The organism is Azospirillum oryzae (genome assembly GCF_900177515.1).
GTDB classification, from domain to species: domain Bacteria; phylum Pseudomonadota; class Alphaproteobacteria; order Azospirillales; family Azospirillaceae; genus Azospirillum; species Azospirillum oryzae_A.
Map to the genome: position 1 here is coordinate 546187 of NZ_FXAK01000002.1, position 17449 is coordinate 563635.

Here is a 17449-nt window from a genome sequence, read left to right on the forward strand (position 1 = left end):
CTCTGGAACAAGCTTGATCGATGCGGCGGATGGTCACAATGTGGCTTTGCCGCAGCCTGCCTTCGGCTGAGACGAAGGCAGGCTGCGGCTCTTGGGCTTATGAGAATCGCCATGCGCTTCGACCTGACCGACCTGCGGCTGTTCCTGCACATCGTGGAGACCGGCAGCATCACCGCCGGGGCGGAGCGCAGCGCCATGGCGCTCGCGTCGGCCAGCGCGCGGGTGCGGGGGATGGAGGAGACGCTGGGGATTCCGTTGCTGGAACGGTTCCGCCGCGGCGTCCGCCCCACCCCGGCGGGCCGCGCGGTGGTCCACCATGCCCGCCTCGTCCTGCACCAGCTTGAGCGGATGCGCGGCGAACTTGCGGAATACGCCAAGGGGCTGAAGGGCCATGTCCGGCTGCTGTCCAACACGGCGGCGATCAGCGAATTCCTGCCCGACGCGCTCGCCGGCTTCCTCGCCGACAATCCCAGCATCGACATCGACCTGGAGGAACGGCCGAGCCACGCCATCGTCGAGGCGGTGGCCGCCGGGCTGGCCGACCTCGGCGTGGTCGCCGACATGGTCGACCTCGGCGGGCTGGAGACCCGGCCCTTCCGCAGCGACCGGCTGGTCGCCGTCCTGCCGCTGTCCCACCGGCTGGCGGACCGCGACCGGATCGCCTTCACCGACCTGCTGGACGAGCCCTTCGTCGGCCTCAGCGCCGGCAGCGCCCTTCAGGAGTATCTGAACAGCCACGCCACCCGCGCCGGGCGTAGCCTGTCCTACCGCGTGCGGGTGCGTGGACCGGTGGCGCTGTGCCGGCTGGTCGAACGCGGCGTCGGGGTCGGCATCGTGCCGGAAACGGCGGCGCTGCGGGCGCTCGACAGCGGCGGCCTGCGTGTCGTGCCGCTGACCGACCCGTGGGCGCCCCGTCTGCTGGTGCTGTGCGCCCGCAATTTTGCCGATCTTTCCGCCCATGCCCGCCGGCTGGTCGATAGCTTGTCGGAAAACACCGCGACGGTGATCTGAAATACCATTAAGGCAGTGGTGCTGCCCTATTTTCCGGCCTCTCGCCTGGCTTTCCGCCGTTTCGTCGGCGAAAGAGCGATCCCACCGAATCGAGTCGGTGTTCCCGCCAAAAGGCCCGCCATCCAACCACCGCCGGATGCGGCGGATGGGCGCTGTGCGCCTTTGCCGCGGCACCGCTCATGCCGGGGATGTGAACGCGCTATGGATAAATTTGGCGGACATGTCACTGGATTGTCCGAATCTTTGGAGAAATACCCCCAAAGGGGTGCAAATCGCCGCTTGGTCAGAAATCCTGCCGTTTATTTGCCGTCGAAAAGTCGTTTGGGGGGTGGTACTACCAATCCAAAGAAAAACCCGACCAATGAAAACCCAAGAGGAGACATCCACCATCATGCGGACGGCGACGAAGGATCTGGCGGGCGACTTGCGGCAACAGCTGGCCGAGCTGGTGCGCAGCCGGGTTCCGAACGCGCGGGCGGAGCGCTTCGTGAAGCGCTTCTATGCCAACGTGCCCCCCGACGACCTGCTGCGCGGCACGCCGGAACAGCTTTACGGCGCCGCTCTCGCCATGTGGCAGTGGGGCCAGCAGCGTGTGCCCGGCGTGCCCAAGGTGCGGGTCTACGCCCCGCGGCTGGACGAGCATGGCTGGCAGACCGAACGCTCGGTGGTGGAGATCGTCAACGACGACATGCCCTTCCTGGTCGATTCCGTCACGGCGGAGCTGAACCGGCAGGGCGTCACCGTCCACCTCATCATCCATCCCGTCACCCGCGTCGTCCGCGATGCCGAGGGCCGCATCGTCGAGCTTCTCGAACCGGGCGAGGAGAAGGACGGCGCCCGCGATGAATCCTTCATGCACTGCTCGATCGACCCGCTGTCGGACCCAGCCGCCCAGGCCCGTCTGCGCGAGGGGATCGAGCGGGTGCTGGCCGATGTCCGCGCCGCGGTTGAGGACTGGACGCCGATGCGCGAGCGGGTGCGCAGCGCCCGCACCGACATCGCCAACGCCCCCGACGCCGAGGAATCGAAGGAGGCCGCCGACTTCCTGACCTGGGTCGACGACGGCAACATGACCTTGCTGGGCAGCCGCCTCTACATCGCCACCATTGGCGGCGAGGGGCAGGAGCCCTGGCTGGAGCTGGTGGACGGCAGCGGTCTCGGCGTGCTGCGCAACCCCGAGATCACCGTGTTCGACGAGCATGGCCACGCCGCCGTGCTGCCGGAGGAAATCCGCGCCTTCCTGCGCCAGCCGCGCGCGCTGCTGGTGACCAAGGGCACCCGCCACGCCACCGTGCACCGCTCGGTCCCGCTGGACGCCATCCTGGTCAAGCGGTTCGACGACCAGGGCAACGTGGTCGGCGTCACCCTGGCGGTCGGCCTGTTCACCTCCGTCGCCTACAACCGCAGCCCGCGCGAGATCCCGTTCCTGCGCCGCAAGGTCGCCCGCGTCATGGCCCGCGCCGGCTTCGACCCGACCGGCCATGACGGCAAGGCGCTGCTGAACATCCTGGAGACCTACCCGCGCGACGAGCTGTTCCAGACCCCGTCCGACGAGCTGTTCGAGACGGCGGTCGGCATCCTGCACCTGCAGGAACGCCAGCGGCTCGCCCTGTTCGTCCGCCGCGACCCGTTCGAACGCTTCGTCTCCGCCCTGGTCTTCGTGCCGCGCGACCGCTATGACACCGCGCTGCGCCGCAAGATCCAGTCGGTGCTGGAAACCGCCTTCCACGGCACCTGCGCCTCCTACTTCACCCAGCTGTCGGACAGCGCGCTAGCCCGCCTGCACCTGATGGTGAAGACGGAGCCGGGCAAAATCCCCGCCGTCGACATCAGCGAGATCGAATCCCGGCTGGTCCAGGTCTCCCGCAGCTGGGCCGACCGGCTGCGCGACGCCCTGGTCGAGGCGCTGGGCGAGGAAACCGGCAACGCCCGCCTGCGCCGCTACGCCGACGCCTTCCCGGCCGGCTACCGCGAGACCTTCACCGCCGAGACCGCCGTCCACGACATCGACCGCATCGAACGGGTCCTGACCGAACAGCGCCTCGGCATCGTGCTGTTCCACCCGCTGGAGGCCGATGGCGACGAGCTGCACGTCAAGATTTACCACCAGGGCCGGCCGGTGCCGCTGTCCGACGTGCTGCCGATGCTGGAGCACATGGACCTGAAGGTCATCACCGAACAGCCCTACGAGGTGCGCCCCGCCGGCGGCGCCACCCCGCTCCAGTCGGTCTGGATCCACGACTTCGCCGCCCGCACCCAGAACGGCCTTCCGGTCGACTGCGTCAAGGTCAAGCAGACCTTCCAGGATGCCTTCGCCGACGTCTGGGACGGCCGGATGGAGGATGACGGCTTCAACCGTCTGGTCCTGCGCGCCGGGCTGACCGGCCGCGAGGTCACGGTGCTGCGCGCCTATGCCAAGTACCTGAAGCAGGCCCGCTTCGCCTACGCCCAGGACACCATCGAGGCGACGCTGTCGGCCCATCCGCAGACCGCGCGCCTGCTGGCCCGGCTGTTCGCCGCCCGCTTCGACCCGAAGAACCTGAGCGACGAGACCCCGATCCTGGAGCAGATCGAGGATGCGCTGGACGCCGTCACCAACCTGGATGACGACCGCATCCTGCGCCGCTTCGTCAACCTGATCCGCGCCACGCTGCGCACCAACGCCTACCAGACCGCCCCGGACGGCACGCCGAAGCCGCACCTGTCCTTCAAGCTGGACAGCGGATCGATCGAGGAGCTGCCGCTGCCGCGTCCGTGGGTGGAGGTCTTCGTCTTCAGCCCGCGCATGGAAGGCGTCCATCTGCGCGGCGGCAAGGTCGCCCGCGGCGGCATCCGCTGGTCCGACCGCCGCGAGGATTTCCGCACCGAGATCCTCGGCCTGATGAAGGCGCAGATGGTGAAGAACACCGTCATCGTGCCGGTGGGATCCAAGGGCGGTTTCGTCGTCAAGCGGCCCCCGCCCCCCAGCGCCGGCCGCGAGGCCGCCCTGGCCGAAGGCATCGAGTGCTACAAGACGCTGATGCGCGGCCTGCTGGACATCACCGACAATCTGGCCGCCGACGGTTCCGTCGTGCCGCCGAAGGATGTCGTCCGCCACGATTCCGACGATCCCTATCTGGTGGTCGCCGCCGACAAGGGCACGGCCACCTTCTCCGACATCGCCAACGGGGTGTCGGTCGATCACGGCTTCTGGCTGGGCGATGCCTTCGCCTCCGGCGGTTCGGCCGGCTACGACCACAAGGTGATGGGCATCACCGCCCGCGGCGCCTGGGAATCGGTGAAGCGCCATTTCCGCGAGATGGGCACCGACATCCAGACCACCGACTTCACCGTGGTCGGCGTCGGCGACATGTCGGGCGACGTGTTCGGCAACGGCATGCTGCTGTCGAAGCACATCCGCCTGCTGGCCGCCTTCGACCACCGCCACATCTTCCTCGATCCCGCCCCCGACGCCGCGGTCAGCTGGGAGGAGCGCAACCGGCTGTTCGCCCTGCCCCGCTCCTCCTGGGCCGACTACGACCGCTCCAAGCTGTCGCAGGGCGCCATGATCGTGGAGCGCAGCGCCAAGACGGTGGAACTGACGCCGGAGGTCCGCGCCTGCTTCGGCATCGAGCAGGCCCACCTGTCGCCGGCCGAGCTGATGCGCCGCCTGCTGACGGCCCCGGTCGACCTTCTGTGGTTCGGCGGCATCGGCACCTACATCAAGGCGTCGGCCGAGACGAATGCCGAGGCCGGTGACAAGGCCAACGACGCGCTGCGCGTCGACGGCGGCCAGATCCGCGCCAAGGTGATCGGCGAGGGCGCCAACCTGGGCGTCACCCAGCGCGGCCGCATCGAGGCCGCCGCGGCGGGTGTCAAGCTGAACACCGACGCCATCGACAACTCCGCCGGCGTCGACACCTCCGACCATGAGGTGAACATCAAGATCCTGCTGGGCGACGTCATGGCGCGGGGCGACATGACGCTGAAGCAGCGCGACACCCTGCTGGCCGCCATGACCGACGAGGTGGCGGGGCTGGTGCTGGCCGACAACTACCGCCAGACCCAGGCCCTGACCATCGCCGAGGCGCAAGGGCCGGCCCTGCTGGAGGCGCAGTCGCGCTTCATCCGCAACCTGGAGCGCAGCGGACGCCTAAACCGCGCCATCGAGTATCTGCCGACCGACGAGGAGCTGGCCCAGCGCATGGCCGAGCGGCGCGGCCTGACCCGGCCGGAGCTGGCGGTGCTGCTGGCCTACGCCAAGATCACGCTCTATGACGAGCTGCTGGCCTCGGAGCTGCCGGACGACCCGGCGACGGTCGAGGATCTGCTGCGTTACTTCCCGCAGCCGTTGCGCGAGGGCCAGCGCGAGGCGATCTTCCGCCACCGCCTGCGCCGCGAGATCGTGGCATCGGCGGTCACCAACAGCCTGGTCAACCGCGTCGGCGCCACCTTCGTCCGCGACATGGTGGAAAAGACCGGCCTCGGCCCGGCGGACGTCGCCCGCGCCTATGCCATCGCGCGGGACGTGTTCCAGCTGCGCCCGCTGTGGGACGCCATCGACGCGCTCGACAACGTCGTGCCGGCGGCGCTGCAGACGGCGCTGATGCTGGAAACCGTCCATCTGCTCGACCGCACCGTGGCGTGGTTCCTGGCGCACAGCCCGCACCCGCTGGATCTGGGCCGCGAATCCGCCGCCTTCCGTCCGGGGGTGGAGGCTCTGGCCGCCGGTCTGGACCGCTTCCTCGACGAGGAGGAATCCTCCCGCCTCGCCGCCCGCATCGCCGATGCCATCGCCCAGGGCGTTCCGGAGGATCTGGCCCGCCGGATCGCAGCATTGCCGGTGCTGGCCGCCGCCCCCGATCTGGTGCGCATCGCCGAACGCACCGGCCGCGCGGTGGAAGGCGTCGCCTCGGTCTATTTCGGGCTGGGCCGCCGCTTCGGCCTGGAATGGCTGCGCGACCGCGCCGCCGGCGCCAAGGTCGACAACCACTGGCAGCGTCAGGCGGTCGCCGCCATCGTCGACGACCTGTTCGCCCACCAGAGCGCGCTCACCGTGCGCGTTCTGGAAAGCGAGGGCGACGAGTCCGCCGCGGTCGATGCCTGGATCGCCAGCCGCAATCTGGTGGTGGATCGCGTCGAACAGCTTCTGGCCGAACTGCGCGCCCAGCCGGCGGTCGATCTCGCCATGCTGGCTGTCGCAAATCGGCAGCTGCGCGGCCTGATTGCGGGGTAACGGTGTCACAGGGATAGGAGACCCTCGGTTCGGACGGTTCGGCTGCCCTGTCCTGCGCAGCCGGGCCTCCGGAACGCCGGTGCCTTTTCAGGCACGTTCGGGCACCGGCATTCAGTCTCCTCGCCTTGGGCGGATCCACGACCCCGTGGATCCGCCCACTTTCTTTTTCGAAAGCAACTTCTGCGATTTGTGGTCCGGGGAAGGACTCAACCATACTCGCCCTCTCCCGCCCCGGGAGAGGGAGCCACTTTCGTTAGCTCACCCTTCCCCCGGTCGCGTCCACCAGGGCCAGGATGCGCCGGGCAGCCTCACCCGGTTCGATGGCGCCGATGCAATGCGCCTCGGCCGCCAGACAGGACACGGTGCAGGGCGGCACCGCCGCCTCGGGCCGCAGCACCAGCGCCCGCTCCTCCCGTCCGCCGGTCCAAGGCCGGAAGCGTTCCGGCGCGTGGAAATGGTTGGGATCGCCGCCGATGGGATGGCAGGAGAACACCGCCACCGGCACCCCCATCGCCGCCGCCAGATGGGCCGGGGCGGAGTCCATGGTGATCGCCAGCGCCGCCTCCGCCATCACCGCGGCGGCGACGCGCAGCGGCGTGGCGCCGGTCATGTCGATGGTCCTCCCCGGCAGCGCCGCCGCGATCACGCCGGCCGCCGGCCGCTCATCCGCGGTGCCCAGTACGGCGACCCGCGCATCCAGCGTCGCGGCCACGGCGGACACCACTGCAGCCAGTTGGTCGGCCGGGTACATCCGGCGCGGGCTGGCCGCCCCCGGCGCCACCGCGATCAGCGGCCTGCCCTCGCCGCTCCCGAGCAGCCGTCGCGCCTGTTCGCGATCCTCCGCCGTCAGCGTCAGCTCCAGCGGACCCAGATCCGGCCGCGCCCCCAGCGCCTCCAGCAGGGCGGCGTTCTGCTCCACCTCGTGCCGCCCCGGCGGCGGGTGCAGCGCCAGCCCATAGGCGCGGTCGAAGCCCTGGTTTCCCTCCGCCTTCCACGGCGTCACCCGCTCGGAAAAGCCGGCGACCAGCCGCGCCCGGCTGTTGGCGGCGAGCGTCGTCGCGCCATGGCGGTCGAAGTCGTAGCGCGGCACCAGCGCCAGATCGAAGCCGGCGCGATAACACTCGGCGAACAGTTTCAGTCCGCCGGGGGTGATGCCGCGGAAATCGATGCCGCCGCCCTCCTTCGGCCGCGGGGCGATCACCCCATCGACCCAGGGGCAGGTCAGGGCCAGATCCGCCACCGCCTCGCGCACCGCCAGCAGGATGCGCGCCTGGGGCGCGGCAGCCCTCAGCCCGCGCAGGAAGGGGGTGGACATCACGAAGTCGCCGGCCTCGTCCAGCTTGATGACCAGGATGCTGCGGACGGTCGCCAGATCGCAGACACTCATGCCCGCCCCTCCCCTTCCACAACATCAATGGCCACCGGCGGCAGCCCGGCGCACCAGCGGCGCCATGCGCTGCGATAGCCGGCCTCCACCGCACGGGCATAGCCGGGCTCGTCCATCAGCGCCGACCGCCGCATCCGCTCGCGCAAATCCTTGCGCTGGGCGTCGAGGAAGCCACGGTCGGTCGCCAGCCGCACGCCCTGCGCCAGATAGCCGTCATCGTCCCGCGTCACCAGCTCCCCCATCCCGACGGCATCGAGCATGGTCGCGCCCCAACGGCCGATCTTGGTCGGCCCGCTCTGGTTCAGCACCGGCACGCCCATCCACAGCGCGTCGCAGATCGTCGTCCCGCCATTGGCGAAGACGGGGTCCAGCGCCACGTCGATGGTGACGTAATCCTGATAAGGATCCGGGGTGATGCCGCGCAACTCCAGCCGCTCCGCCGCGATGCCGTGCCGGGCGAAGGCGGCCAGCAGCCGCCGGTCGGCGCCGCCGCCGCTGCCCAGCCCCCGCCATTTCAGCACCAGCTTCGCCGTCGGCACCGCCGCCAGCAGCCGCGCCCACAGCGCGATGGTGGCGGCATTCACCTTGGTGATGTTGTTGAAGGACCCGAAGGTGACATGGCCGTTGCGCTCCAGCGGCGGCCGGTCCGGCGGTGCGAAGCCGGACTCCGCCGGGCGGTAGCACAGCACGCATCCCGGCAGCCGGATCAGCGTCTCCGCATGCAGCCCATCCGCCCCCGGCGGCGCCACGCGGGGATCGGCGATCTGGTAATCGACGGCGCTCAGCCCCGTCGTGTTGGGATAGAGCGGCAGGCTGACCTGCAGCGGCGCCGGGCGGCGCGCCACCAGCGGCATGCGGTTGCGCGACATGTGGCCGCCGGCATCGACGAGGATGTCGATGCGGTCCTGCCGGATCCGGCGGTCGAGTTCCTCGTCCGACAGGGCCGCGACATCGCGCCAGCGGTCGGCCGCCGCCTGGAAACGCTCCGTCGTTGCGTCGCGGCTGCGGTCGTTGTGATAGCAGGTGACCTCCACCGCCCGGCGGTCGTGCCCCTCGATCAGCGGCAGCAGGAAATGGTAGCCCGGCCCCGGATAGCGCTGGAAATCCGGCGACAGGTAGCCGACGCGCAAGGTTCGCTCCGGATCGCGGTTCTCCACCGCATGCGGAGCCGCCGGGACGGCGGGCAGATGCCGCTCGAAGGCGCGGTGTTCGCGGAAGACCTCCACCGGATCGGCCCGGTCGTCGAAGCACAGGCAGAACAGCATGTTGGAGCGGATCGCCGCATCGTCCGGCGTCCGGTCCAGCGCGGCGCGGAAAGCCGCCACCGCCTCGCCATGCAGCCCGAGCGCCATCCAGGCGACGCCCAGGTTGGAGTTGGCCAATGCCAATTGTCCCGGATCGCCCAGCCTCCTTGCGCGCTCCAGCGGTGGGATCGCCTCCTCCGCCGCGTTGGCATCCAGCAGGAGCGTGCCGATGTTGACCCAGGCCGCCGCGTCGCCGGGCATCAGCGCCAGCGCCCGCCGGTGCCAGGACAGCGCCGCCTCCGGCTGCAAGGCCAGCTGGAAGGCTGATCCGGCATTGGCCGCCGGCGCCGCGTCGCCGGGCGCCACGCGCACCGCGCGCAGGCTCCACCGCGTCGCCCCTTCCATCCCCAACGTCGCCCGCGCCAGCCCAAGCCCCGACAGCGCCAGCCCCGAGGCCGGCGACAGCGCCAGCGCATGGCGGTAAGCCCGCTCCGCCTCCGCGGTCCGCCGGCCATAGAGCCGCCCGGCCAGCGCCAGCACCGCCTCCTCGGCCAGCGGCTCCAGCCTCACCAGCCGCGCCAGCCAGACCGGATCGCTTGCCGAGCCCCCCAGGCTCCGCACCGCCGCCGGACGCCCCGGATCCAGCGCCAGCAGCCGGCGCGCCGCCGCCAGGGCCCCCGCCCCGTCGCCGGACTGCTGCCGGATCTGCAGGCATTGCTCCAGCGGCTCCACCATCAGCGGCGCCAGCCCGGCCAGCGCCCGGAAGGCCGCTTCCGCCAGATCCGTCCGGCCGGCGTCGCGCAGCGCCGCCCCCCGGTTGAAGGCGGCCAGCACCCGGTGCGGCTCCAGCCTCGCCGCCCGCCCATACCAGTCGGCGGCATGCAGGAAGCGCCCGCAGTCGTACAGCGCGTCGCCCAGATCCGCCGCGCTGCCGGCATCCACCGGTTCCAGCGCCATCGCCCGCAGCAGCGCCTGCGCCGCCGGCCCCTGCCGGCCCAGCCGCGTCCACACCGCCGCCTCCATCCGCGCCAGCGTCGGGTCGAGCGGCGCCAGACGGGCCGCACTGCGGAAGGCCGTCGCCGCGTCCTCCCAGCGTTCCGCCGCCTCCAGCAGCCGGCCCAGATTGGCATGGAAGACCGGCTGCTTCGGGTCGGCCTTCATCGCCTGCCGGATCCGCTCGATCCCCTCCGCCGGCGCACCGGTCTGCGCCTTGATCAGGCCCGACAGGTGCAGCGCGTCCGCCTGCTTCGGCAGCCGCTTCAGCACCTGCTCGTAGAGCGTCGCCGCCTCGGCCAGCTGCCCGTTCTGGTGATGGGTGACGGCACGGGTCAGCAGCACCTGTGCGTCGGCGGTGCCCGGCGGGCGTTGCGGCGGGCGATGGTTCGGTTTCATCCGCTGTCGGCACTCTCTGGTGGTCCGGCGGATAATGCGGGTCGCCCGGCGGCGGAACAAGCGCCAGTTGGCGCTGCCGCTCGGCCAGGGCCGCTTCACGAGCGCGGGTGCGGCGCCGCTGCTCTTCGGTGCGGGCGCGCAACCGCTGTTCCTGGCGCAGCCGGCCGGCCAGCCGGCGCAGATCGTCGGCGGCGCGGCTTTCCGCCGCCGGCGGCAGGGCGCCCAGCGCCTCGCGGAAGTCGCCCAGCGTCGGAAAGCGGCTCCAGCCGCTGCGGAACCCCGCCCACACCGCCTCGAAGGCCGCCATCCAGCGGTCGGCCGGCCACGCCGCCATCGCCCGCACGTCGGCCTCCAGCAGGTCGGCGTCCGGCAGTTCCAGCGCGAAGCGCTCGGCCAGCTTCTCCAGCCCGATCAGCACATTCTCGATGCCGATCGCCGGGGTCAGCGCGCCGATGGCCTGCTCCACCCGGTTGGCGAGCGCGCCGATCTCCTCCGGCGACAGATCCTGCGTCTCGAACCGCAGATCCGCCGCCTCAAGCCTGGCCAGCGAGGCGAAGGCGCAGGGCTGCAAGGGTTTCGCGGTTGCGGCCGGCGGCATCGGCGACAGGTCCGGCACGCAAGGAAGATGAGCGGCGGTCATGGCGGGGCTCCCGGCGGAACTGAGGGGCGGAGGGCTGGGCAGGTGCGGCGATTGGCCGTTCGGCGGTCGGTTCGGCCGGCGCCACCAGCTCGCGGGCGATCCAGCGGCGCCAGGCCGCTCCCGGATCCGGCGGACGGTAGCCGTTGCGGCGGTGGGCCTTGCGGCACCAGGACACGAACTTGGCGGTTACCCGGCTGGCATCGACCTCCGGCCGCTCCACCGCCGCCCAGGCCAGATCGGCGGCATCCGGCTGCCAGTCCGCCGCCAAAGCCTCCTCCCGCCGATCCATCCCCCCGCCCGAGGGGGAGGAGGAGGATTCAGGATTCTGGGATTCCAAGGAGATGCCGGCCGGCGAACCGCTGCTGTCAGCCGGCTGACAGGACAGGCCGGCGGTAACCCCCTCCATCCCCGCCAGCTGATAGGCGAACCCGCGCAGTCCCCGCCGCGGCTTGGCGCAGACCAGCGCCGCCGCAGAGTCCGAAGGAGCGTCCTGCGACGCCTTCTCCTGCAGGCCCTTCAGCACGGCGTTGAACCAGGCGCGGCTTTGCCCCAGCTCCTCGGCCAGCTCCCCTTGCGTGGCGGTGCAGACACCGTCGCGGTCGGCATGGGCGTAGAGCGCGGACAACACCGCGATGTCGGCGGCCTGGATGCCGGGCACGGCGATCCAGCGCCTGTACATGTCGATGTATGGCTTCATTGCGTCACCCGTCTGTCGGTCGATCCGTGGACGGGCGGAGACAAGGGGGCAGCGTCAACGGACTCGCTCTGAATCCGCTTGGCTTTGCGGGCCTGCCCTGCCATCATGGAGTCGCCAAACCGCCAGATGTGGGGTGCCCGGGTTTCCCTCGGTCTCCTCCGTCCGACACGAAGGGCCCGGAGCAATCCGGGCCTTTTGTGTTTGCGGAGGTCGGTTGTCCGTTACCTCATGCTGCTCGTTCCTTCAGAAAGCACGGGATGCAAGCACCCGTGGCGCCGGCCAGCATCTGGCAGGGGCGCATGTCGATGCGCGTCAGGGCGGTTTTCGCCCGTTTTTTGAAATGTGTACGTGCCGTCGCGCATCTGTCCACGGTCTTGGAAAAATCGCCCATGGGCGGCATTTCGCGGACACCCGGCGGGATTCTCACGGAGGAATCAACCACTTGGGCTGGAGCCGCCACGCCCGGCCGCCGGCAAGTGTCGCCGTTGTGCCGAAAGATTCGGGTCCAAACGTCGCCGTTGTGCCGAAAGATTCTTGGACATCGGCAGCGTGCGACGGCCGGATCGTGCCGTCGAACGTCGCCGTTCTGCCGAATGATGGAGCGGATCCCTCCCCTCCCCCACCCTCCCCAGGATGGAATCGGCGGGGAATCGGGCGGGAATCGGCCCTCCGGCATATCGTCCGAATGTCGCCGTTCTGCCAGTCAAAGGCCATCCAAGGGGGCATTCAGCCGTCACAGCAGGGGAGAGGGCCCACAATAACCCAATGAAAACAGCCTCTTGCCTCCCAACCCCCTGCCCTCGCCACCCTCCGGCACGGCAGAACGCAGACGTTGGCCCCGCCATCCAGTCGGCGGCAGCCTGTCCGTCGCCACCCATTCGCCGCCGTCCGCCGCCGGCCGGCAAAACTGGCAGAACGGCGACATTCGGAGCCCCAATCCGCCCCGGTCCCGGGAATCTTTCGGCAGAACGGCGACGTTTGAGCCGGCAGTGTGGAACAGGGCGGCAGGCTTGTGGATTATGGCTAGGACCCCTTCAAGCCGCACGGGACCCGCGGAGAGATCGCATGACCCAGACCACCAACGCCGAGCTGCTCGACCGGCCGCTGCAATTGGCTCTGCGGCTCGATTCCCCGCTGACCGGCGATGTCCAGAACGACCGCCACATGATGGTCTACAGCCTGTTCGGCCTGTCGAAGGACAAGGCGGAATCGCTGCCGACCTATGATGACGGCAAGGTGCGGATCGAGGTGCGGGCGCCGAAGAATGTCGGCGTTGCGACGATCTGGGACAAGGCGGTGCTGCTCTACGCCATCTCGCTGCTGCGCGAGAAGATGGACTCCGGCAAGGGCCCCTCCAAGCTGGGCGAGTTGCACTTCACCACCAGCGACCTCCAGCGCATCGTCGGCAAGACCGCCGGCGGCAGCGCCTACGACAAGATCGAAGGCGCGCTGGAGCGGCTGCAGGGCACCCAGATCAAGACCAACCTGGAAACCGGCGGGGAGGGCGAGAGCGGCGCCTTCTCGTGGATTTCCGACTACAAGCTGCTCTACCAGCGCAAGAAGGACGGCGAGCGGGCGGTGCGCGGTCTGAAGCTGACGCTGTCGGGCTGGGTCACCCGCGCGGCGCTGGGCCACAATCTGCTGAGCTACGACGACCAGTATTTCGCACTGAAGCCGGTGGAAAAGCGCCTGTACGAGATCGCCCGCGCCCACCTCGCCCGCGGCCATGCCTTCTGGATGGCGCTGGAGCCGCTGCGCAAGCGCGTCGGCTCCGACAACGACCTGCGCAAGTTCAAGAACGCGCTCGGCCCCGTCCTCGCCGCCGACCGCATCCCCGGCTATGGCGTCCGCATCGTCGAGACGGCGGAATACAAGGAAACCATGAAGGCGCGCGGCGCCGTTCAGGGCCGCGTGCTGAACGCCGAGTTGCCGGTCCTGTTCTGGAAGAAGGACCAGGGCCAGCCGGAAAACTGGATCGACGTTCCCAAGGTGGAATACGACGAAACGGTCTGATCCCCTGCCCCTCCGGCCACACCCGTTTGGTAGACACCCGTTGCCGGAGTCGCGACAACTTGCTAGGGTCGCTGCCAACCGGTGCCGGGGCAGGAGGACGGGGCGTGACAGGGGAACAGTTGAAGGCGTTGCGGGAACGGCGCGGCCTGACCCAGACGCAGATGGCGGCTTATGTCAATGAATTGACCGGCCGCAAATATGACAAGCAGCGGCTCAGCAAGTGGGAAACCGGCAAGGAGGCCCTGCCCCGCGACCTGCTGGGCCGGCTTCTGCTGCTGGATCTGGAACGGCCGGAAAGCGCCCTGCCCCGCCGCGGCACCACCGTCGCCGTCGGCCTGCAGAAGGGCGGCACCGCCAAGACCGCGACCTCCATCAACCTTGCCTTCATCCTGGCGCGTGCCGGCAACCGCGTCCTGCTGGTCGATGCCGACCCGCAGGGCAACGCCACCGTCCATGTCGGCGTGCCGCAGACCGACGTGGTGGCGCTGACCGAGGCGGGCAAGGTCCTCTACCACGCGCTGATGGGCAAGACCCCGCTCGACGCGGTGATCCTTCCCACCAGTGTGGAGGGGCTGGACGTCGTCCCCTCCAGCATCGCGCTGGCCAGTGCCGACACCGAGCTGCCGGGCAACCTGACCAACGCCCAGACGGCCCTTGCCGAGATGCTGGACGGCGTGCGCGAGCGCTATGATGTGATCGTCATCGACTGCGCCCCCAACCTCGGCGCCGTCACCATCAACGCGCTGACCGCCGCCGATTACGTCCTGGTGCCCTGTCAGGCGGAACCGCACGCCATCCTCGGCGTCAGCGCCTTCCTCGACACCGTCGCCAAGATCCAGCGTCGCCTCAACCCGCGGCTGGAGGTGCTGGGCATCCTGCCCACCATGGTCAACCCGCGCCAGACCCAGGACCGCTCGTCGCTCGACGACATCCAGCGCCTGTGGGGCGACAGCCGCCGCGTGTTCCCGCCGGTGCCGCGCGCCACCATCTACGCCCAGGCGGCGGGCGCCAACGTCATCACGCTGGACGCCGACATCGGCGCCCCCGGTGTGGAGAGCTATGCCGCCATCGCCTCCGCTCTGCTGACCGCCATGGGCCGCCTGCAGGAGACCGTCGATGCCGCCTAAGAAGCTGACCCGGCAGACCGCCGCCACCGTTCTTCAGGCCAAGGAGGCCGGCTTCGCCGCCGAGACCGACCGCATGTTCGGGCTGAGCGGCGTGCTGCCCCGGCTGGTCGAGGTCGATCTGGACGCCGTCGAGACCAACCCCGGCCAGCCGCGCACGGTGTTCGACGACGAGTCCCTGCGCTCGCTGGCCGACTCCATCGCCCGCCACGGGTTGCAGCAACCCGTGCTGGTGCAGGAGGGGACGGAGAAGGGCCGCTATCGGCTGGTGGCCGGCGAACGGCGGTTGCGCGCCCACCGGCTGCTCGGCCGCGGCACCATCGCCGCCATCATCACCAAGGGCCGGCCGGAAGAGATCGCGCTGATCGAGAATGTCCAGCGCGTGGACCTCGACGCCATCGACCTCGCCCGCGGCCTGTCGCAGCTGATCGAGGCGCATGGCTACACCCAGACGGAGGTGGCGGCGGCCGTCGGCTGCTCGGAGGCCGAGGTGTCGAAGCGCCTGAAGGTGCTGCGCCTGCCCGACGACATCCTCGCCGACTACCGCGCCAACCCCGACGCGGTGTCGCGCTCCGCCCTGGTCGAGCTGGCCTTCGTCGAGGACGAGGCGGAACTGCGCCGGCTGTGGCAGACGGCGCGGACCGGCGGGCTGACGGTCGGCGCGGTGCGGGCGGCCCGTCCGGCGGCCTCCAGCACGGCGGAGCCGCTGCGGGTGCTGGGCAAGGCGATCAACCGGATGGACAAGGACCTCGCCGCCATCGACACCGTCGCCCAGGCCCTCCAGCGCGAACACCGCGAACGGCTGCAGGCCCTGCGCGACCGCATCGACGCCCTGTTGAACGGCTGACCACGCCAGCCGCAGCTTTCGAATGCGAAAGCTCGCGATAATTGTACCGGGACGACGCAGCACCCCAGAGTTGCTTTCGATCGCGAAACCCCCTGACGCCAACCCAGAGGCTAAACGCCTGTGGTTCCCTCTCCCGCCCCGGGAGAGGGCTATTGCCTCCAAACCCGAAAGCCTCTGCCGCTCGCTCAGCGTGACCGCCTGCCCTGCCCCGTGGTAAGGATCAGTGACGAGACCATCGACCTTACGGAACAGCAATGCCGGCGGTGCAAAGACGACAGTTCCTGCGATTGCTCGGCAGCCTCCTTGGGGTGGCCGGTCTGGCCGGCGCGCTGCCGCGTCCGGCGATGGCCGCCGCCCCTGCCCTGCGGATCGGGCTGAAATCCCTGCCCGGCGCGATCAACCCGCTGACCGTCAATGATCTGGTCGCACGTCAGGTCCTCGGCTCGATGTATGAGAGCCTGACCACGGTCGATCCGGAGGGCCGCATTCTTCCCGGCCTCGCCACCGCCTGGGAAGGGTCGGAGGACGCCCGCCACTGGCGGCTGACCATCCGCGACAACGTCACCTTCCACACCGGCCGGCCGCTGACCGCCGCCGACGTCAAGCGCAGCTTCGAGGCGGCGCTCGCCGGCGACGGCGCCAACTTCGCAGTGCTGGCCCTGTCCAAGGTGCGGGGCTTCCGCGAATTGCGGGCAAAGACCACGACCGAACTGTCGGGCATCACCGTCATCGACGACCGGACGCTGGAGGTGGTCTGCGACGAACCCTGCGCCGTCTTCCCCTTCGCCCGGCTGAACATCGTCGATGTGGATGCGGCGGAAAAGGCCGGCCCCGACTGGTTCCGCACCATGTCGGCCGGAACCGGCCCCTACCGGCTGGTGCGGTCGAACGACGGCATCCGCATGGATGTGGAGGCCATTCCCGGCTGGCGCGGCGGTGCGGTGCCGTTCGAGCGGGTGTCCTTCCTCGCCACCGGCATCGGCAACGACGGCATCACCCTGTTCAACGACAGCCAGATCGACTTCACCTTCGTCGACACCGACGCGCTGCGCGGGGTGATGGACGATCCCGGCTTCAAACGCTGGCTGTCCAATGTGCCGCGCATGCAGATGCGGGTGGTCGCGCTCGATCCCCGGCGGGTGAAGGCCTTCGCCGATCTGCGGGTGCGCCGGGCGATGTCGCTGCTGATCGACCGCGCGGCGATGGCGGAACGCTTCTTCCGCGGGGTGGCGACCGTTCACAACGGCATCGTTCCCCCGGCGCTGCTGTCGAACGAGAAGCTCCAGCCGCTGGCCTACGATCCGATGCTGGCGAAGCAACTGCTGGAGGAGGCGGGCTATCCGGAAGGCCGCGGCATGGATCCCTTCCAGGTCGCGGTCATTCCGGAATACCGGCGGGAGTTCGTCTATTACGTCTCGCAATGGAACAATGCGGGCATTCCGGCGAAGCTGGTGATCTCTCCGCGGCAGGAGTTCATCTCGCGATCCCGCCGGCGCGACTATGATTCCTTCCTGTTCGGCTGGACCGCCACCTATCCCGATCCGATGAATTTCCTCGACGAGCTGTTCAGCAGCCGCAGCCGCTTCAACCCGGTCGGCTGGTCGAATGCGCAGTTCGACGCCCTGATCGAGCAGGCGATGGCCATCCCCGATTCCGGCCGTCGTGCCGAGGTCTACAAGGACGCCGAATGTCTGGTGATGAACGACCTGCCCGTGATTCCGCTGGTCGTGCCGGACTATGTCGCACTGCGCGGCAATGTGCTGAGCGAGAATTTCATCACCCCGTTCGGCGGCCTGAACTTCGGCTGAGCCGGCGCGGGGGCAGGGCAGGGTGACCGCATGAAAAAAGCCCCTGTCCGCTGCCGGACAGGGGCTTTTTG

10 protein-coding genes are annotated in these 17449 nt (G+C 69.7%); 6 read left to right on the forward strand and 4 right to left on the reverse strand.

Features of this window, described 5'->3' with window-relative positions; translation table 11 throughout:
* Positions 1-111: 111 nt before the first annotated feature.
* Both B9N97_RS05550 and B9N97_RS05555 read left to right on the forward strand, forming a co-directional pair.
* A complete protein-coding gene (locus B9N97_RS05550) occupies positions 112-1011 on the forward strand; it encodes a LysR family transcriptional regulator (protein ID WP_085084158.1) in 900 nt (299 codons plus the stop codon).
* 391 nt (positions 1012-1402) lie between these two features.
* Positions 1403-6226 (forward strand): NAD-glutamate dehydrogenase, encoded by a 4824-nt coding sequence (locus B9N97_RS05555; protein WP_085084709.1) that lies wholly within the window; start codon positions 1403-1405, stop codon positions 6224-6226.
* Between the two features lie 253 nt (positions 6227-6479).
* On the opposite strand, the gene B9N97_RS05560 is transcribed toward B9N97_RS05555, so the two are convergent.
* From B9N97_RS05560 to B9N97_RS35500, 4 genes are all read right to left on the reverse strand, one after another.
* Positions 6480-7613: a glycosyltransferase family 9 protein gene (locus B9N97_RS05560; RefSeq protein WP_085084160.1), complete on the reverse strand. Its 1134-nt coding sequence runs from the start codon at positions 7611-7613 to the stop codon at positions 6480-6482.
* Positions 7610-10249, reverse strand: a complete 2640-nt coding sequence (locus B9N97_RS05565) for a tetratricopeptide repeat protein (RefSeq protein WP_280174736.1) — start codon at positions 10247-10249, stop codon at positions 7610-7612. The genes B9N97_RS05560 and B9N97_RS05565 overlap by 4 nt, the downstream gene beginning before the upstream one ends.
* Positions 10250-10782: 533 nt before the next feature.
* Positions 10783-11586: a helix-turn-helix domain-containing protein gene (locus B9N97_RS05570; RefSeq protein ID WP_085084162.1), complete on the reverse strand. Its 804-nt coding sequence runs from the start codon at positions 11584-11586 to the stop codon at positions 10783-10785.
* Between the two features lie 226 nt (positions 11587-11812).
* Entirely contained in the window at positions 11813-11977 is a 165-nt protein-coding gene (locus B9N97_RS35500) for a hypothetical protein (RefSeq protein WP_167393192.1), read from the reverse strand.
* A 674-nt stretch (positions 11978-12651) separates the two neighbouring features.
* Here B9N97_RS35500 and B9N97_RS05575 point away from each other — a divergent pair.
* From B9N97_RS05575 to B9N97_RS05590, 4 genes are all read left to right on the forward strand, one after another.
* Positions 12652-13599 carry a replication initiator protein A gene (locus B9N97_RS05575; RefSeq protein ID WP_085084164.1) on the forward strand — a complete coding sequence of 316 codons (948 nt, stop codon included), beginning with the start codon at positions 12652-12654 and terminating at the stop codon, positions 13597-13599.
* A gap of 104 nt (positions 13600-13703) precedes the next feature.
* Complete coding sequence (locus tag B9N97_RS05580) at positions 13704-14726, forward strand: AAA family ATPase (protein WP_085084166.1); 1023 nt, start codon at positions 13704-13706, stop codon at positions 14724-14726.
* Positions 14716-15570 carry a ParB/RepB/Spo0J family partition protein gene (locus B9N97_RS05585; protein WP_085084168.1) on the forward strand — a complete coding sequence of 285 codons (855 nt, stop codon included), beginning with the start codon at positions 14716-14718 and terminating at the stop codon, positions 15568-15570. The genes B9N97_RS05580 and B9N97_RS05585 overlap by 11 nt, the downstream gene beginning before the upstream one ends.
* Before the next feature lie 287 nt (positions 15571-15857).
* Positions 15858-17378, forward strand: a complete 1521-nt coding sequence (locus B9N97_RS05590) for an ABC transporter substrate-binding protein (RefSeq protein ID WP_244560565.1) — start codon at positions 15858-15860, stop codon at positions 17376-17378.
* The last annotated feature ends 71 nt before the right edge of the window (positions 17379-17449 follow it).